A 15326-nucleotide genomic window follows, 5' to 3' on the forward strand; every position below is an offset into this window, starting at 1 on the left:
TTTCAAATCGGCTGAAACCTTTGATTTACTGCGGTTTTCTCGACAGCAAACAAACCGTCTCCACATGGCTCGAGTTGACTTTATGTATGTCATTACTACATTTTTACCCTTGCCTGTTCAAGGAAACATATCGACTTGCACTGTAATGTTATACTCCATTGGATTCCACAATTTATCTACTTGTATTGAAGGCAACTGGCTTCTTTATATAATGTGGAACTTCCTGTATTTTTTTAATATATCATATTATTGAAAATTTAACCACAAAAGGTATCTACCCTTTATCAACCTTTACAGATAATTGGGAGATACCTTTAAAATATATTATTAGTTCTTTCAACCTAATCTCTATTAAATTCAACAACATATGAACTAAGTACTTGACTACAAGGTATTCGAGCTGCATTTTCTATGGTGAGTTCCTGTTTTGGATATACTTTCAAAACATCAGTCGAAAAAGCAGGAATTGTTTTACCAACACTTAAACCTTTTGCCCCGTTAGGAATTATCCATTCAAACTTACAGTCACAGAATATTTTATTTGATGTTATAATTTCTGGAATTTTTATTTCTGGAACCTGTCCTATAAAGAAACAACCATCATTATCTTTTTCTGCCGGACATGATCCTTCAACTCCCACTTCTGTAAAAGATATTCTCAGCAAGTCACTTTGGAAAATTACTGTGCTTCTTTCTCTAGTGATATCTATCTGCTCTCACTTTCCAATATTTAACCAGCCTTTCCAATCATCTTTCTCAACCGCAGTATTAAACTCCAAATACCCAACATTGTCATCTCGGACTTCCGTTTATCGCATATACCTTCATACCATTTTCAACTCCTTTTCCTAATCAAGTCTTACATCATTTTTTTCAGCCAGGCATCTATCTCAATTTTCAATTTGTCTGTATTTCTCACAAGACTTCTTGGCATCGCAAGTCCATGAATATAAGAGGCACCTTTCTCTGCTACAACTTTATCCATGTCTCTATCATAGTATTCGTCATGGTCATAGAATGTCCAAAATGCTGATACCTTCTTACCTGTTAAATTTGCATCTTGTAAGAATCTTCGAATCGGGTTTGAAATCGACTGTCCCCATACCGGACCACCGATTAAAATATTGTCATAGAGAGATAAATCTGGAATCTTATGCTTTTTATAAATACGGAACCTTAACAAAAGTTGCCGAGGAATTTCATATCTCCCAGCCTACCATCACTCGAACAATGAAACGACTGGAAGATGTATTAGGGGTTACTTTATTCAATCGCAGTGCAAACCGTATCAAATTTAATGAAGTAGGAATCCATGCCGCAAAAATGGCAGAAGAACTGCTCCAGTCTGCTGAACAATATCAGAGTGGAGTTATAAACTTTGACCGACAGCTGCACACCATCAGTGCTATCTCTTGTGCGCCTGCCCCTCTTTGGAATCTAACCCCAGAATTATCAAGAAAACATCCAGGTCAGACAATTTCATCCAAACTTATTGCTGACCTGGAACAGATTGAAAGAGATTTTAGATTGCATAAATATGATATTGCGATACTCCCGTATCCTATAGATGACGAAGATTTCACCAATACAAGCTATATAGAAGAACACCTTTCAATCAATGTCCCTTTGGATCATGCATTAGCTGAGTACAGTGAAGTTACCTCCAAACAGATCAACGGGTATAATTGTCTCCTATCACCAGAGATTGGGTTTTGGGAGAATTTTTGCAAGACAAAGTTGCCTTCTTCAAAATTTCTTGTTCAAAAAGATGACTTTTCTTTCCAGGAGCTGATAAAAGAATCAAACTTGCCATGTTTTAGTACAAATCTTGCAGAAGAACACTTTATTAATCTAAAGAATCGAATCAATATTCCAATCACAGATGAGGATGCAAATGTTACCTTTTATTTAGTACAACACAATAAAAAATAAAAACATTGCATTATACCTATTAGTCTTTTGTGTAATATGGATGCTGTATTTAGATAGAGCACTTAATTACTATGCTCACTCCTGACTTAAATTCTACCGTGAATTGTTTCTCGTATGCTGTGACCTTTTCAACCATTCGTGTCACAAGGTATTCATCATATTCTTCTATCTGCTCCGTCTGTTCTGCAATTTTGCCATGATTGTAAGCAATTAGCCTTTCTGGAACAATATTATATGACCAACTATCTGTATACCGATCTTTATTGTGAACAACAAAACCTATAGGAAGTTTCTCTTCACGCATACCGAAACTCACTGCCATAGGAGAAACTCCTAAATAATCAGCAGCAATTTTACAAGTTATTTTTGACATCTGTCGAATTTCTTCATCACTGTATCTCGCCACAAGAACTCACCTCCAATCCAATCTAAATATAAAAACAACAGACTTTCCAGCAAAATTTAAATTTACAAGAAAGTCTGTATAAACTTTAAATTAAGCGTTCTACATCTGTTCGAACATTTTCTGAGCATAACCCTTAATGTCATTTGTATTAATCATATTGTACTTTTCTTTAACAGCACTAAAGTAAGTTCCAATCAATTCTTTCTCAATGGTTCGGTCTGATACTGTAGTCGGCGAAAGTTCTCCTCTGGTTGACAGCCACGGAGTTTCTGAATGCGTGAATCCTACAAGAACTTTCCCACTATAGCAACAAATATTCTTTATAACGCTATCCAAAATTGCTTTCTCATTTGAAGTGAATACCGAATCATCAAATTCATCATTTCCTTCTATTGGATCAAATCTATAATCACGATATCTAAAATATATATCTCGATAGACAGGACCATGCACCCAGGCTTCACACTCCTCAGAAAAGAGGAATGTTTTATAAAAAGCATAATAAAATCCCTGAATATAATACAATGCTTTCTGTAATGCTAATGGTGTGATGTCTTCACATTGACTCAGCAAATACTCAATTACCAAATCAATCTTTGTCTTTGTACTCTCAGTTCTTCCAAGAAGTTTATTCACTGCTCTTTTGCTCTTCTCATAAGATGCAATAGTTTTCAGATTTCCTTTATTATTTTCCAATATTTCTGCATAATAGGCTGGAACTTCATAAAGCTTTTGCAGAGTTTCTGAATACTGCTTTGTTGGCATATCTCCATCGCAATATCGGGAAAATGTTTGTTCTCCCCAACCAAGCAAAAGGGAAAGTGGTCGTTTTCCAATTGCATATTTTTCTGGAATTGCTAAAATCACCTCAAGTGATACGATATTATTCTTTTCTCGATATGCATCATATAGCGCTTTCAAATTAAAATCATTTACCTCTGCAACATAAATTTCAGAACCGCAGTCTACACAATGTGCTTCTTTTCCAATATAAGAATATTTTTCACCTTTAATAGTGCCTTCCATTTTCTTTTCATTAATAGTAAAAGTAACATCATTTCTACATTCTTCGCAAAATACTTTTCTTTCACTCATAACAATGCCTCCTTTCAATTTCCGACTTACCTAAATAGGTAATCAATCGGCTTGTTTGGTTTATGAAAAGATATTACAACTGTACGACTTCCGTTAAACATATCTATCACGTTAAATTTGGTATAAATATCTACTGTTTCTTCTTCTCCGTCCGCATTAAACAATTGAACCTGTGGCACAAAAACATAAAGAACTTCATATTCAAAACCAATTTTCGTATTCTGCAAGGTATGACAAAAATCTTCTGTTCTGAGCTGTAGTAAAATTGATTTTTGTTTATCACTTCGAATATTATATTCATTAATAAAGTCTATATTTTCCTTTCTGTTTTCGTTTAGTACAATCGTATATTTATTATTTACCACACAATCTTTTATTTTATCAAGAATAGCATCTATCTGCTCTCTTGTATAGTTCTGATTATAGTACGGATTCATTGCATCACCTCTTTGTAATACAATGATACTTTATTATATGCCATTTGTCAAGATTTATGCATCAATTAGTACATTAGTTACAATTATGGAGCCCTTATCATTTCGATTTGATAACAGATTAAAAAGTATCTCACATCCAGCTTTATCAAATGATACATAGCCTAATTCATCAAGAATCACTAAATCATATTTCTCAAATTTCTTTTTATAACTATTTAGCTGATTAAGACTCATTGCTTCCTTTAACTCAATCATAAGATTAGTCTCTGATATAAAAAGAACACTTAAACCTTTCATACAGGCTTTTATTCCTAATCCAATAGAATAGTGAGTTTTGCCTGATCTAGGACTTCCAATCAGAATAATATTTTCTTTATCTTCAATAAATTTTAAACAGCTTAGTTCCTCAAATTTATGTATTAAATCGCGGTTATATCCCTCCATATTAAAGTCTTCTATGTATTTTTATAAGGGAATCTTGCAGCACGTAAACGATTCTTTACTCCGTTTTCTCTTCTTAATAATAGTTCGTTCTCTAACAGATTCTTTAGAATTCCTCATAACTCATTTTTGTGTGGTTCGTCTCATCTAATAACATCTGATAGTTTGTTTTTATATTGGGTAATTTTAATTCATATGCCATTTCTGTAATTGTCATTGATGACCTCCTCTAAGACAGATATCATTATATTTACTGGTCTGGCTCCTTGTTATTGTTCCTAATGCTATCTTATCTTTCATTTTTTGAAATTTAATAATTTTACTATCTTTCAAAGTATAGGATTTTAATATTTCTAATAATTCCTCAAGATTTCTCTCTTTATTTTTTTGAATTAGCTCTATAAATTCCTTAGGATTTTTGCTAAAATAAGTGTCATAGATGGATTTTAGCTGTGGTGAGCGTTTTAAAGCTAAGGAGTTTCGTAAGGCTCCTGACTTTTTGGTGAATGTATTTAAGTAATGTAAAAAATGCAACTGTTTTGACAAGATGAATGTAAAAAGTACAATAACTTTAGGCAGGGAAAATCTTTACTGCCATATATAGAGAAAAAGCGAATGTGAAAAGTATATTCATTTTGTATTTAAAAGTGGTTTTAGTGTTTGAAAATTATTTTTTCCATTCCGTTTCCCATACTTTCATTTGGACATTCAGAAAAACCAAGGTTGCTATAAAACTTTTCTAAGCCAACGGATGATCTTAAATCAATTGCAACTTTCCATCCTTCTTTCATCGTGGACTGAATATATTTCTCGGAAAAATGATATAACATAGTCCCTATCAATTTTCCCCTGTAGTTAGAATCAACAACAAACTCCTTTAAAAGCCAATGCATGCCAAAATCTCCAAGTAAATTAATCATCGCAATAGGCTTTTCCTCTTGTCTAAGTACAAAAGATTTTGTGGTATTATAAGGGATGTCTGTATTTGTTCAATCGTAGGGCAACACCAGCATGCGGATTGAAATAAGTTCATAAACTCCTCAGCTGTAATTACTTCACTTAAAATCAAAGCATCCAATCCTTTAGCTTTAAGTATACCCATTTCCCTTATTTGACGTTCTTCAAGACATGTAATATATCCTTCATAACCCGATAATGCTTGATTTTTACCATATCCTTGATTTACATGATAGTCAATGACTGCATCTAGCCAGTCATTGCCACGTTCTTTTTTAACCTTTTCTATAGTTTTTTTCTCATCTTCCTGTTCTATGTATAAAATCAAAGGATTCATTGGTCTGATAATCTCTGCAATTTCAAATATATATTTACGTGATTCTTCTTGGTCCATCCCAAAACGTATCATTGTTTCACACATAGGATTCTGAAGAAAAATACAATTAAACACATATGTTGTATCTCCATCAGCATTTACAACAAACTCTCGCCATTTATTTAATATCTGATCTCGTTCTGTTTCAAAATTAGGGAAATCATAATTATCATAATCAGCAGGATGATTTGGCATCCCTTCATCTACACATACAACTTTTTTGCCCCTTTTACATAATTGTTCTGCAATCATTTTAGCCGTAGTACATCCCTATAAACTATAAAATTACGTTTCTCAATAACATAAGGAATACACCATTTTCTCTAAATTCCCCTCTCTTTTGCCAAAATGTTCATTTTCCTTCCCCCACCTCAGTAAGAGTAAATATATTTTACTCCAGCCAACTGTAAAAGCACACCTACATCTCCTGCTCAAATCCCCTCAAACCTTTGATTTACTGGGCTTTCCTCTCCATCAAACATACTGTCTCCACATGCACCGTCCCCGGAAACATATCCACAGCAACCGCCTTTTCCACCCAATACCCCCGAGACAGCAAAACCTCCAAGTCTCTAACCAGGCTCGTCGGCTTGCAGGAAATGTATACCATTTTATCCACGCCAAAATCAATAATCTTTTCCAAAGCCTTCGGATGAATCCCATCTCTTGGAGGATCAAGTACGATAAAATCGGGCTTGTCCTCAATGCTGTCAATAACCTTCAAAACATCGCCTGCAATGAATTCACAGTTATGTAGGCCATTCAATTTTGCATTTTCTTTCGCAGCTTCCACTGCTTCTTCCACAATCTCCACGCCGACTACTTTCCGGGCAACCGGAGCAAGAATTTGAGCGATAGTACCTGTTCCACTATATAAATCAAAAATAACTTTATCAGGCTCACTAGCGGAATCACTTAGATTTCCTACATAATCACGTGCAGTTTCATACAAAAGCTCCGCTCCTGAAGAATTTGTCTGAAAAAATGAAAACGGAGAAATTTTGAATTTTAATCCCAATAATTCCTCGTAAAAATAATCCTGGCCATAAAGTAAGTTCGTTTTGTCACTTTGCACTACATCTGCAAGACTGTCATTTAAAGTATTTAATATTCCGACAATTTCCCCATTTAAAGAAAGTCTTAATAAAGTATCAACAAGTTCAGATAAATCTATTGTCTCCTGCGTCGTTGTAACCAAAACGACTAAAATTTCTCCGGTCTTTTCACCTCGGCGTACTAATAAATGTCGCAGATAACCTATATGCTGCATCTTGTGATAAAAATCAATGTTTCGCTCCTTGAAAAATTCTAGAACACAATTTAAAATTTTGCGGTAATCTTGATCTACAATCTGGCAGTCTGATACTGTTACGATATCGTGAAAACTTCCTCGCTTATGCATTCCCAATGCTAATGGACCATCTTTGATTTCATCACCAAATGAAAATTCCATTTTATTTCGATATGCAAATTGCTTCGGACTTCCTTTAATTCCTTCAAACAGATACGCTTGCGTTCCTGTGTCATTCATTAACACTTGATCCAAGAGTTCTTTTACTTGATTCTCTTTTAACCTCAATTGCTCCTCATAGCTTAGATTTTGATAAGTGCAGCCACCACATTGTCCAAAATGCTGACAGGGCACTTCATCTAGTTCGATAGGTGATTTTTCCAGAACTTCAAGAAGTCTTCCCTGAGCATTTCCTTTACGGATTTTATTGACTGAAAAACGGACTTTTTGTCCAGGGATACCATTTTTCACTACAATTTTATGAATTTTCTTTATTATTTCTTTCCCATCTGTTTTCTGATCTGGATTCGTAACCTCTTCTTCAATGGTAATAATTCCTTTGTTAGGAAAAATAATCTTTTCTATTATTCCATCATATATCTGTCCTTTTTTCATTACATCCTCCGCAACTTCATAATTTAATAAATTACTATTTATTTTATCTAGTAAATTTTTATAATATATCAATTTAACACTCTATCATCTGTAAAGTAAAAATAGGCTGTTGCAAACTGCTTATGACTGACTCAAGCAATTTAGCAACGGCCTCACTGAATACATTTCTATTTTATTCTAGTTATAGTTCTTCATCATCTTCATCTTCAAAAAAATCTTCATCAAAGTCTTCATCAAAATCATCTTCGAAATCTTCTAAATAATCAGGAGTAAAGAAACGATATACTCCGTATGCAATTGCTGCAACAGCTGCAACGGCTCCAATAATTGCCAATACCCAAAGGATGGTATTATTTCTTTTTTCTTCCTCTTTTTTTTGTAATAATTCACTTAACTTCGATGCACTGATTAAATCTTCCAGTTTGCCCATAATGCACACACTCCTTTCAAAGTATTTACAATTCTTGATTGTATCTATATTGTTCTTATTATAACACCATCTAATTCTTTTTACTATAAATTTTTTCATAAAAAATTGTATTTAAATGGCATTACATTTTTTTAATTTCGCAAACGAAGCAAACATTTTCTTTGTGCCTACTCTTTCAAATGCAACTGTTACTTCATAATCTCTTCCTCCTTGAACGATTTGAAGCACTTTACCTTCCCCGAATTTCATATGTCTCACGGTATCACCTTCAGAATAATCTAATCCTGAAGAATGATTAGCACCAAAATTTTTAGAAGGAGCAATCGGCTTAGCTTCAAATGGCTTGGAGTGAAAATTTTTTTTCGCAGCAGCATATACCAAATTTTTAGGAACTTCACTAACCTTCTCTTTCTGTGGTTCTTTTGCAAAAAGCTGTCTTGGAATCTCATTTACAAAACGTGATACTTTATTATATTGTGTTTCTCCTCGAATCATTCTTTGTTTTGCACTGGTTATTGTCAGCCACTTTCGTGCTCTGGTAATTCCAACATAGCATAATCTTCTCTCCTCTTCAATTTCAGTAGGATCATCTGCCACTATTGTCATATAACTTGGAAAAATTCCATCTTCCATTCCTGCCAAATATACATTAGGAAATTCTAATCCTTTTGCACTATGTAACGTCATTAGTACCACATGATTACTGTCTTCATCTAAATTATCGATATCTGCTACTAATGCTACTTCTTCCAGAAATCCACTTAATGTAGGAGTTTCACTCTCTTCTTCATAAGCAACGATCTTACTGATTAATTCGTCTATGTTTTCAATTCTCTGCATAGCTTCTTCTGTATTATCTGCTTCTAATTCTTTCACATATCCGGTTTCTTCTATGATTTCCTGCATCAGTTCGGTCACGGATACATATTCCAGTTTGCTTCTAAGCATTTGAATAAAATTGACAAATGGACGAATCTTAACTGCGCTCCGTCCTATATTAGGTATCTCATCCACCACTTTTAATGCGTCATAAAATCCTAAATCATGATCCAAGGCATAGTCTTGAACACGGCTTAAAGTCGTAGGTCCAATCCCCCTTCTGGGAACATTGATAATTCTTCGAACTGCCAGATCATCTCTGGCATTGTCAATCGTTTTTAAATATGCCAGCAGATCTTTAATCTCTTTCCTTGCATAGAAATTAACACCGCCCACAATTTTGTATGGAATATTTCCAATGACAAATTTTTCTTCAAACATACGGGATTGCGCATTTGTTCGGTAAAGAATCGCACAATCTTTATATTCCAAATCACCGTTACGTACTTTTTGACTGATATCACCTACAATAAATTCAGCTTCTTCATAAGCACTGTTAAATACCTGTAATTCTATTTTGTCTCCTTTGTCATTATCTGTCCAAAGAGATTTATCCTTTCGCTCTGTATTATTACAAATCACTTGATTGGCCGCATCTAAAATGTTTTGTGTTGAACGATAATTTTGTTCCAGTTTAATTACCTTTGCTGTAGGATATACTTTTTCAAAACTTAAAATATTAGCAATATTAGCACCTCTGAATTTGTAAATGGATTGATCATCATCACCTACAACACAAAGATTTTTGTACTTTGATGACAGTAAACTGACAAACTGGAACTGTGCCGTATTTGTGTCTTGATACTCATCTATCATAATGTATTTGAAACGCTCCTGATAATACTCCAAGACATCGGGTTGTGTTTGAAATAAATCCACTGTTTTGACAATCAAATCATCAAAATCTAATGCATTGTTGCTTCTTAATTGCTTTTGGTATTCCGCATAAACACAAGCATATTTCTTTTGATTAAAATCTCCCTCTGCTTTCAAAGCAAACTCTTCCGGAGTTATTAGCTCATCTTTTGCCTTTGATATAGCAGCCAGAAAAGATTTTTCCTTATATATCTTCGTATCAATTTGAAGTCGTTTGCATATATCTTTCATTAATGACTTTTGGTCGTCACTATCATAAATTGTAAAATTATTATCAAATCCCAGACGCTCAATATAACGTCTTAATATCCGAACACAAGTCGAATGGAACGTACTTACCCAAATACTTTCAGAACCAAACCCAACTAAGCTGTCTACTCTTTCCCGCATCTCTCCTGCTGCCTTATTCGTAAACGTGATAGCCATAATATTCCATGGATTGATTCCTTTTTCTTCTATTAAATAAGCAACTCTATGGGTCAAGACTCTTGTCTTTCCGGAACCTGCCCCGGCTAAAATGAGAACCGGACCTTCTGTATGAAAAACTGCTTCTTGTTGTTGTGAATTTAGTGTATCATAAATACTCATATTTTATCCTACCTTATTTTCAAACTTACTCTGCGCTGATAATTTTCTAGTCTCTTGTATATTACAGAATAAACGTATGAATGTCAATTAAAAGAAAATATTTTTCGAATGTATGTTCCCATTTTTATCCTACTCTTTCACAGATCCAATAAAAATTTTCATCCGTTTTGGGAGCCAATGGTTCCTTAATTATATTTACTATTAATTTATCATGATCAATTTTTAATTCGATCATCGCATCTTCATCTGTGTCAATAAGATATTTGTTATCTTTTTGAATTACATTACCTATAACTGTATTCCCCTCATAATTTATTGTAGCTTCATATCCATTATTGATTTTTAATGTAATAATAAGTGAACTGTTCGTCGTTTCATTAACTTTCATTCTCTGACCATTAACTTCAACAGCAGTTGCTTTCCATTTACCAATAATAAAATTATTTTCTGATTCAATTCCATCTGCGAAACTTTCTTTTTTGGCTCGTTTATCCAGCCAGCAGTTTAAAAGAGCCATAAACCCGATACTAACAAATATTCCTGCAAATAAAAATTTTAATTCTTTTCTCTTCATGAAGCATTCTCCTTTATTAATCATTTTTCCTCAACCTGATATCATATTTAACGTCACATTACTTATATTACAACTAATTGTTTCATAATATTATTGTTATGTCAATCGTTCTAATTATTAAAAATCCTTACGAAATACTTGTCATCTAGTTTTCTATACTATATAATGTAGACAGGGAGTGATGAAATGACGATTAACAAAGAAGATTTTTTAAACAGCATTCTGGAAAGCTTATCCAGAATCGAATATATAAAAGCCGAAGATATCCCTAATATTGAACTATATATGGATCAGGTGACAAAATTTATGGATTCTCATTTAGAACCCTCAAAACGTTATCCGGAAGATAAAATATTAACGAAAACAATGATTAATAATTATGCGAAAAATAATTTACTTCCTCCACCAACCAAAAAAAAATACTCTAAAGATCACATGCTGATGTTAATCTTTATATATTACTTTAAAAATATATTAAGTATTAATGATATTCAAAATTTGCTAAATCCATTGACCAACAAATATTTTGAGACAGATGAAGAATTAAATTTAGAGACTATTTACAATGAAGTATTTGGTTTAGAAAAAGAAGAAATTGAAAGTCTTAAAAAAGATATCGCAGAGAAATTCAAAAAATCAACAACGATATTTGAAGAAGCGAAAGAAATCGACCAGGATTATTTACAGAAATTTTCTTTTATATGTATGCTTGCTTTCGATGTTTATGTGAAAAAACAGCTTATTGAAAAAATCATTGACCTTATGCCGGAAATACCAAACAATACTTAATATTTATTCTAAAAGAAAAATAACATGATTGATTGCTGGAAATTTTCATGATCTGGCAATCTTTTTTAAATTGAAACAGCTAACGCCAAATCAGGAAAGGAGAATTATATGGAAAACAGGAGGAATATGAATAATAAGAAGAATACAATACCCCGTTATCAGCAAATAGCAATAGAAATAGCTACTAGAATTGCAAGCAGAGAATATGAAGTTGGACAAAAAATATTTGCGCGTTCTACTCTCGCAAGTCAGCATAAAGTATCTGCCGAAACAGCTAGAAGAGCTATTTGTGTGTTAACTGATCTAGACATTGTGACCTCAGAAAAAGGAAGCGGTGTTATTATTAAATCTTATAAAAATGCCGAAAAATTTATAGAACAACAAAAGAATCATCTTTCATTGGATCTAATTAAAAATAATATTTTAACTTGTATTGATCAACAACGTAAAGATATGGATCTATTAGATAAATACTTAACAGATTTAGTAGCAGCTTCTGAACATTTCCGTTCTTTAAATCCCTTTGTACCTTTCCAAATTCTTATTACAACCGATTGTGCATTCATCAATCAAAACATTACAGATATCAAACTATGGCAGAATACTGGTGCCACCGTTGTTGCTGTTCATAGGAATCATCAGACTATGGTATCTCCGGGGCCTTATTTGCAGTTGCAAGAAAATGATATTATTTTTTTGGTCACACAAGATTCCAATCCGGATGTTGTAAACAACTTCTTATATCCCAAAGAATAGTTTTCCATTTTGGACAATTCTTTACAAAGTAACAACGTAGTGCTATACTTAAGTTGTTACTTATGAGAATTGGAGGAAAAAAGTATGAAATTATTATATTTTGTTTTAAGTCAACCGGATAAGCTTGACGATATACTAACTGAATTCATAAAGCAAAATATTAAAGATGCAACTATTATTGACAGCGTCGGAATGGTAAGATTATTGAACAGCCGTTACGATGAAGATGAACTTCCTTTTTTAGGAGCCGTACGTGCTTTTATGAAACCTGAATGGAAGAAGAACAAATTGATTTTAGTTGTATTGGAGGATGAAAAAGTTAAAAATGCAATTGATGCAATTGAAAATGTAATCGGAAACCTTGCACAAAATGATACTGGCGTCGTATTTACTGTTCCGATCGATTTTATGAAAGGATTTTATAAAGAAGATGGAAAATAAAATCATATTAGAAGTAGCCATCATGTTATTAAGCGGTATACTGTTTGGACGCCTTGTAAAACAGATCAAACTGCCAAATGTAACTGGTTACTTAATCGCCGGATTATTATTAGGTCCATCTTTTATGAACATTATTCCCACTGCAATGGTTCATGGATTTGGTGTTATCTCCGATTTAGCACTGGCATTTATTGCTTTTTCAATTGGTCTTGGTTTTAAATTCACATACTTTAAAAAGGTAGGTTCTGCGCCAATCATAATAGCAATATGCGAATCATTTGGTGCTATTATATTAGTGTCAGTAATTCCTATCTTGTGTGGATTTGATCCGAAATTTGCTATTATGCTGGGTGCGATCGCAGCTGCTACTGCCCCTGCACAGACTATTATGGTGATAAATCAGTACAAAGCAAAGGGTTCATTAACAAGCATGTTACTAAGTGTGGTAGCGATTGATGATGCTGTAGCTTTAATTGGTTTTGGATTTGCAGTTACAATCGTAAAAACTTTATCAACTAAAAATACCAATATTGCTCTATCTATTTTAAGCCCTTTCTATGAAATTGGAGTATCATTACTACTTGGGATTATATTTGGTATAGGTTTAAAACTGATTTTAAGATATTTTAAAAAGCAGTCTAATCGACTACCTATTATTATCGCTTTTACTACTGGAATATATTGGTGCTCTGAAATGCTGCATGGTTCTGCATTAATGGCCTGTATGGCACTTGGAGCAACTATAGCAAATATATCAAGCGAAACGGATGAAATATCTGATATTATAGACGAATTTTCACCACCTATCTATATGATATTTTTTATAATCTCTGGTGCCGGATTTGAAGTATCTGCGTTAAAAAGTATAGGATTCATCGGAACATTATATGTTATCGTTCGAATTATTGGAAAAATGTTTGGAGCTTATATTGGTGGAAGAATAACACACCAAGAGAAAAAGATAAGCAAATATTTGGGACCTACACTTATGCCCCAAGCCGGAGTGGCATTAGGATTAATCGTTGTAGCAAGTAAGATCGTTCCGGATTATTCCAGCAGTATCCGAACTACTATACTTTGTTCCACATTTATTTATTCCATTATCGGACCTGTTGTTGCTAAAATAGCTCTTGAAAAAGCAGGAGAAATAAAAGATACCCATAAAGGTATTAAAAAAATAAGAAAAGGGTGCCACACTATTTAGTGCGGCACTCCTTTTTTATCAAATATTTCATGCTTATTCATTATCTTTTATTGGAGCCATTCTTTCAAATACCATATCATAACCATCATTACCATAATTCAAAGAACGATTCACTCTACTAATAGTTGCTGTAGAAGCACCTGTCTCCTCTGCAATTTCTAAATAGGTTTTTTGATCCCTCAGCATTCTAGCTACTTCAAATCTTTGAGATAATGATAATAATTCATTTACGGTACATACATCTTCAAAAAATATATAACACTCTTCTGCATCTTTTAGGCTTAATATTGCCTGAAATAAATGGTCAACCGCTTTGGTTCTGATTTTTTTGCTCATAACCATTCCCTCCAACACCATAAATCTTGAATTTAATTATTCTTATCTCATTATTTTAACATACTAAAGTTTTAAAGTAAAGCAATATGTCCCATCGATCTATCAGAATTTGTGTAAGAATGATTTTAATACATTAACTGATCTGTTTACAACCAACTCTTCCGGAAACTCAACTTCTTTCATTAGTGCAAAAGCCGCTCCATGATTTCCGACCGATGTGTCTGCATGCGCATCACTACCAATGACAACAGAAACATTCTTCTCTTTACACAATTTGAGCATTTGAAGAATATGCTCTTTGGCTCCTTTACGATCTGTATGTCCAATAGAACTGTTATTGACCTCCAACAGTACATTTTGTTCTTTGGCTGTTTCTACCAGTATTTTATAGTCAATCGGAAACCTGTCATCATCCGGATGCCCGATAATGTCTATGTATGGATTCTTCATTACATTCACATAGGCCGCTGTATTCTCTTCCATTGTTCCAGGTTTTATACAGGGCGGGTGAAGACTTGCAATTCCAATATCCAGTTTTTCTAAAACATGATTTGGTAAATCGACTCTTCCCCACTTATCAATAATATTTAATTCCGCTCCGAATAACAACTCTACGCCATACTTATTTCTCTCTAGTACTTTCAAATTACGAAAATAAATTTCCTGGCAAGAACCCGGCATACTTGGTGCATGCTCTGTAATTGCTAGTAACTCTAGTTTCTTCTCTGATGCTGCCATTGCCATTTCATTAATGGTATTATATGCATGTCCACTTACAATTGTATGTGAGTGGGTATCTAAGACATAATTCATTTTGTTGTACACCACTTTCTGTTTGTTCTTAGTTTTCAGTTTATCTCCAATAACCATTCTACACTTTTTATATATTTTGTACAATGATTT

The 15326-nt window shown here is 33.5% G+C and carries 19 protein-coding genes; 5 read left to right on the forward strand and 14 right to left on the reverse strand.

The features are described 5' to 3' along the window. Positions 1-341: 341 nt before the first annotated feature. Complete coding sequence (locus tag DWV06_RS07675; RefSeq protein ID WP_115481598.1) at positions 342-665, reverse strand: hypothetical protein; 324 nt, start codon at positions 663-665, stop codon at positions 342-344. A gap of 194 nt (positions 666-859) precedes the next feature. Further along, a complete protein-coding gene (locus DWV06_RS18815; RefSeq protein ID WP_235828924.1) occupies positions 860-1183 on the reverse strand; it encodes a flavodoxin family protein in 324 nt (107 codons plus the stop codon). On the opposite strand from DWV06_RS18815, the gene DWV06_RS07680 reads away from it, so the two are divergent. Continuing rightward, positions 1084-1932, forward strand: a complete 849-nt coding sequence (locus DWV06_RS07680) for a LysR family transcriptional regulator (protein WP_235828923.1) — start codon at positions 1084-1086, stop codon at positions 1930-1932. The genes DWV06_RS18815 and DWV06_RS07680 overlap by 100 nt on opposite strands. 49 nt (positions 1933-1981) lie before the next feature. Here the strand turns inward: DWV06_RS07680 and DWV06_RS07685 are convergent, their stop codons facing one another. The 10 genes from DWV06_RS07685 to DWV06_RS07730 form a co-directional block, all read right to left on the reverse strand. Then, positions 1982-2338, reverse strand: coding sequence for a hypothetical protein (locus DWV06_RS07685; protein WP_115481600.1), 357 nt, complete (start codon positions 2336-2338; stop codon positions 1982-1984). A 99-nt stretch (positions 2339-2437) separates the two neighbouring features. After that, on the reverse strand, positions 2438-3433 hold the full coding sequence (locus DWV06_RS07690; RefSeq protein ID WP_115481601.1) for a type II toxin-antitoxin system antitoxin SocA domain-containing protein: 996 nt from the start codon (positions 3431-3433) through the stop codon (positions 2438-2440). A 26-nt stretch (positions 3434-3459) separates the two neighbouring features. Beyond that, on the reverse strand, positions 3460-3870 hold the full coding sequence (locus DWV06_RS07695; RefSeq protein ID WP_115481602.1) for a hypothetical protein: 411 nt from the start codon (positions 3868-3870) through the stop codon (positions 3460-3462). A 54-nt stretch (positions 3871-3924) separates the two neighbouring features. Then, a complete protein-coding gene (locus tag DWV06_RS07700; RefSeq protein WP_115481603.1) occupies positions 3925-4314 on the reverse strand; it encodes an ATP-binding protein in 390 nt (129 codons plus the stop codon). Positions 4315-4964: 650 nt separating this feature from the next. Next, entirely contained in the window at positions 4965-5231 is a 267-nt protein-coding gene (locus tag DWV06_RS07705) for a GNAT family N-acetyltransferase (RefSeq protein WP_115481604.1), read from the reverse strand. Next, positions 5228-5896, reverse strand: coding sequence for a P-loop NTPase family protein (locus DWV06_RS07710; RefSeq protein WP_205027756.1), 669 nt, complete (start codon positions 5894-5896; stop codon positions 5228-5230). Before DWV06_RS07710 ends, DWV06_RS07705 begins: the two co-directional genes overlap by 4 nt. A gap of 202 nt (positions 5897-6098) precedes the next feature. Beyond that, complete coding sequence (gene rlmD / locus DWV06_RS07715) at positions 6099-7550, reverse strand: 23S rRNA (uracil(1939)-C(5))-methyltransferase RlmD (RefSeq protein ID WP_115481605.1); 1452 nt, start codon at positions 7548-7550, stop codon at positions 6099-6101. Positions 7551-7731: 181 nt separating this feature from the next. After that, the gene (locus DWV06_RS07720; RefSeq protein ID WP_115481606.1) at positions 7732-7980 is read right to left on the reverse strand and encodes a DUF4366 domain-containing protein; all 249 of its coding nucleotides are present in this window, start codon (positions 7978-7980) and stop codon (positions 7732-7734) included. 111 nt (positions 7981-8091) lie between these two features. After that, entirely contained in the window at positions 8092-10323 is a 2232-nt protein-coding gene (pcrA, locus tag DWV06_RS07725; RefSeq protein ID WP_115481607.1) for a DNA helicase PcrA, read from the reverse strand. Positions 10324-10447: 124 nt separating this feature from the next. Beyond that, positions 10448-10897 (reverse strand): hypothetical protein, encoded by a 450-nt coding sequence (locus tag DWV06_RS07730; RefSeq protein WP_115481608.1) that lies wholly within the window; start codon positions 10895-10897, stop codon positions 10448-10450. 186 nt (positions 10898-11083) lie between these two features. Between DWV06_RS07730 and DWV06_RS07735 the strand changes: the two genes are divergently transcribed. From DWV06_RS07735 to DWV06_RS07750, 4 genes are all read left to right on the forward strand, one after another. Further along, positions 11084-11686 (forward strand): DUF1836 domain-containing protein, encoded by a 603-nt coding sequence (locus DWV06_RS07735; protein ID WP_115481609.1) that lies wholly within the window; start codon positions 11084-11086, stop codon positions 11684-11686. Positions 11687-11812: 126 nt separating this feature from the next. Beyond that, positions 11813-12442, forward strand: coding sequence for a TrkA C-terminal domain-containing protein (locus DWV06_RS07740; RefSeq protein WP_235828918.1), 630 nt, complete (start codon positions 11813-11815; stop codon positions 12440-12442). A gap of 84 nt (positions 12443-12526) precedes the next feature. After that, on the forward strand, positions 12527-12883 hold the full coding sequence (locus tag DWV06_RS07745) for a hypothetical protein (protein ID WP_115481611.1): 357 nt from the start codon (positions 12527-12529) through the stop codon (positions 12881-12883). After that, on the forward strand, positions 12873-14087 hold the full coding sequence (locus DWV06_RS07750) for a cation:proton antiporter (RefSeq protein ID WP_115481612.1): 1215 nt from the start codon (positions 12873-12875) through the stop codon (positions 14085-14087). The genes DWV06_RS07745 and DWV06_RS07750 overlap by 11 nt, the downstream gene beginning before the upstream one ends. 33 nt (positions 14088-14120) lie before the next feature. Here DWV06_RS07750 and DWV06_RS07755 read toward each other — a convergent pair whose 3' ends face one another. Then, positions 14121-14423, reverse strand: coding sequence for a YerC/YecD family TrpR-related protein (locus tag DWV06_RS07755; RefSeq protein ID WP_115481613.1), 303 nt, complete (start codon positions 14421-14423; stop codon positions 14121-14123). Positions 14424-14525: 102 nt separating this feature from the next. Then, positions 14526-15236, reverse strand: coding sequence for a phosphatase (locus DWV06_RS07760; RefSeq protein ID WP_115481731.1), 711 nt, complete (start codon positions 15234-15236; stop codon positions 14526-14528). Positions 15237-15326 lie beyond the last annotated feature (90 nt).

Source organism: Anaerosacchariphilus polymeriproducens (genome assembly GCF_003363435.1).
GTDB lineage: Bacteria > Bacillota > Clostridia > Lachnospirales > Lachnospiraceae > Anaerosacchariphilus > Anaerosacchariphilus polymeriproducens.

Excerpts from the sequence above, each read along its gene's own strand:
- DWV06_RS07690 (WP_115481601.1), bottom strand. The coding sequence starts at position 3,433 with ATGAGTGAAAGAAAAGTATTTTGCGAAGAATGTAGAAATGATGTTACT.
- DWV06_RS07695 (WP_115481602.1), bottom strand. The coding sequence starts at position 3,870 with ATGAATCCGTACTATAATCAGAACTATACAAGAGAGCAGATAGATGCT.
- DWV06_RS07700 (WP_115481603.1), bottom strand. The coding sequence starts at position 4,314 with ATGGAGGGATATAACCGCGATTTAATACATAAATTTGAGGAACTAAGC.
- DWV06_RS07705 (WP_115481604.1), bottom strand. The coding sequence starts at position 5,231 with ATGATTAATTTACTTGGAGATTTTGGCATGCATTGGCTTTTAAAGGAG.
- DWV06_RS07710 (WP_205027756.1), bottom strand. The coding sequence starts at position 5,896 with ATGATTGCAGAACAATTATGTAAAAGGGGCAAAAAAGTTGTATGTGTA.
- rlmD (WP_115481605.1), bottom strand. The coding sequence starts at position 7,550 with ATGAAAAAAGGACAGATATATGATGGAATAATAGAAAAGATTATTTTT.
- DWV06_RS07720 (WP_115481606.1), bottom strand. The coding sequence starts at position 7,980 with ATGGGCAAACTGGAAGATTTAATCAGTGCATCGAAGTTAAGTGAATTA.
- pcrA (WP_115481607.1), bottom strand. The coding sequence starts at position 10,323 with ATGAGTATTTATGATACACTAAATTCACAACAACAAGAAGCAGTTTTT.
- DWV06_RS07730 (WP_115481608.1), bottom strand. The coding sequence starts at position 10,897 with ATGAAGAGAAAAGAATTAAAATTTTTATTTGCAGGAATATTTGTTAGT.
- DWV06_RS07735 (WP_115481609.1), top strand. The coding sequence starts at position 11,084 with ATGACGATTAACAAAGAAGATTTTTTAAACAGCATTCTGGAAAGCTTA.
- DWV06_RS07740 (WP_235828918.1), top strand. The coding sequence starts at position 11,813 with ATGAATAATAAGAAGAATACAATACCCCGTTATCAGCAAATAGCAATA.
- DWV06_RS07745 (WP_115481611.1), top strand. The coding sequence starts at position 12,527 with ATGAAATTATTATATTTTGTTTTAAGTCAACCGGATAAGCTTGACGAT.
- DWV06_RS07750 (WP_115481612.1), top strand. The coding sequence starts at position 12,873 with ATGGAAAATAAAATCATATTAGAAGTAGCCATCATGTTATTAAGCGGT.
- DWV06_RS07755 (WP_115481613.1), bottom strand. The coding sequence starts at position 14,423 with ATGAGCAAAAAAATCAGAACCAAAGCGGTTGACCATTTATTTCAGGCA.
- DWV06_RS07760 (WP_115481731.1), bottom strand. The coding sequence starts at position 15,236 with ATGAATTATGTCTTAGATACCCACTCACATACAATTGTAAGTGGACAT.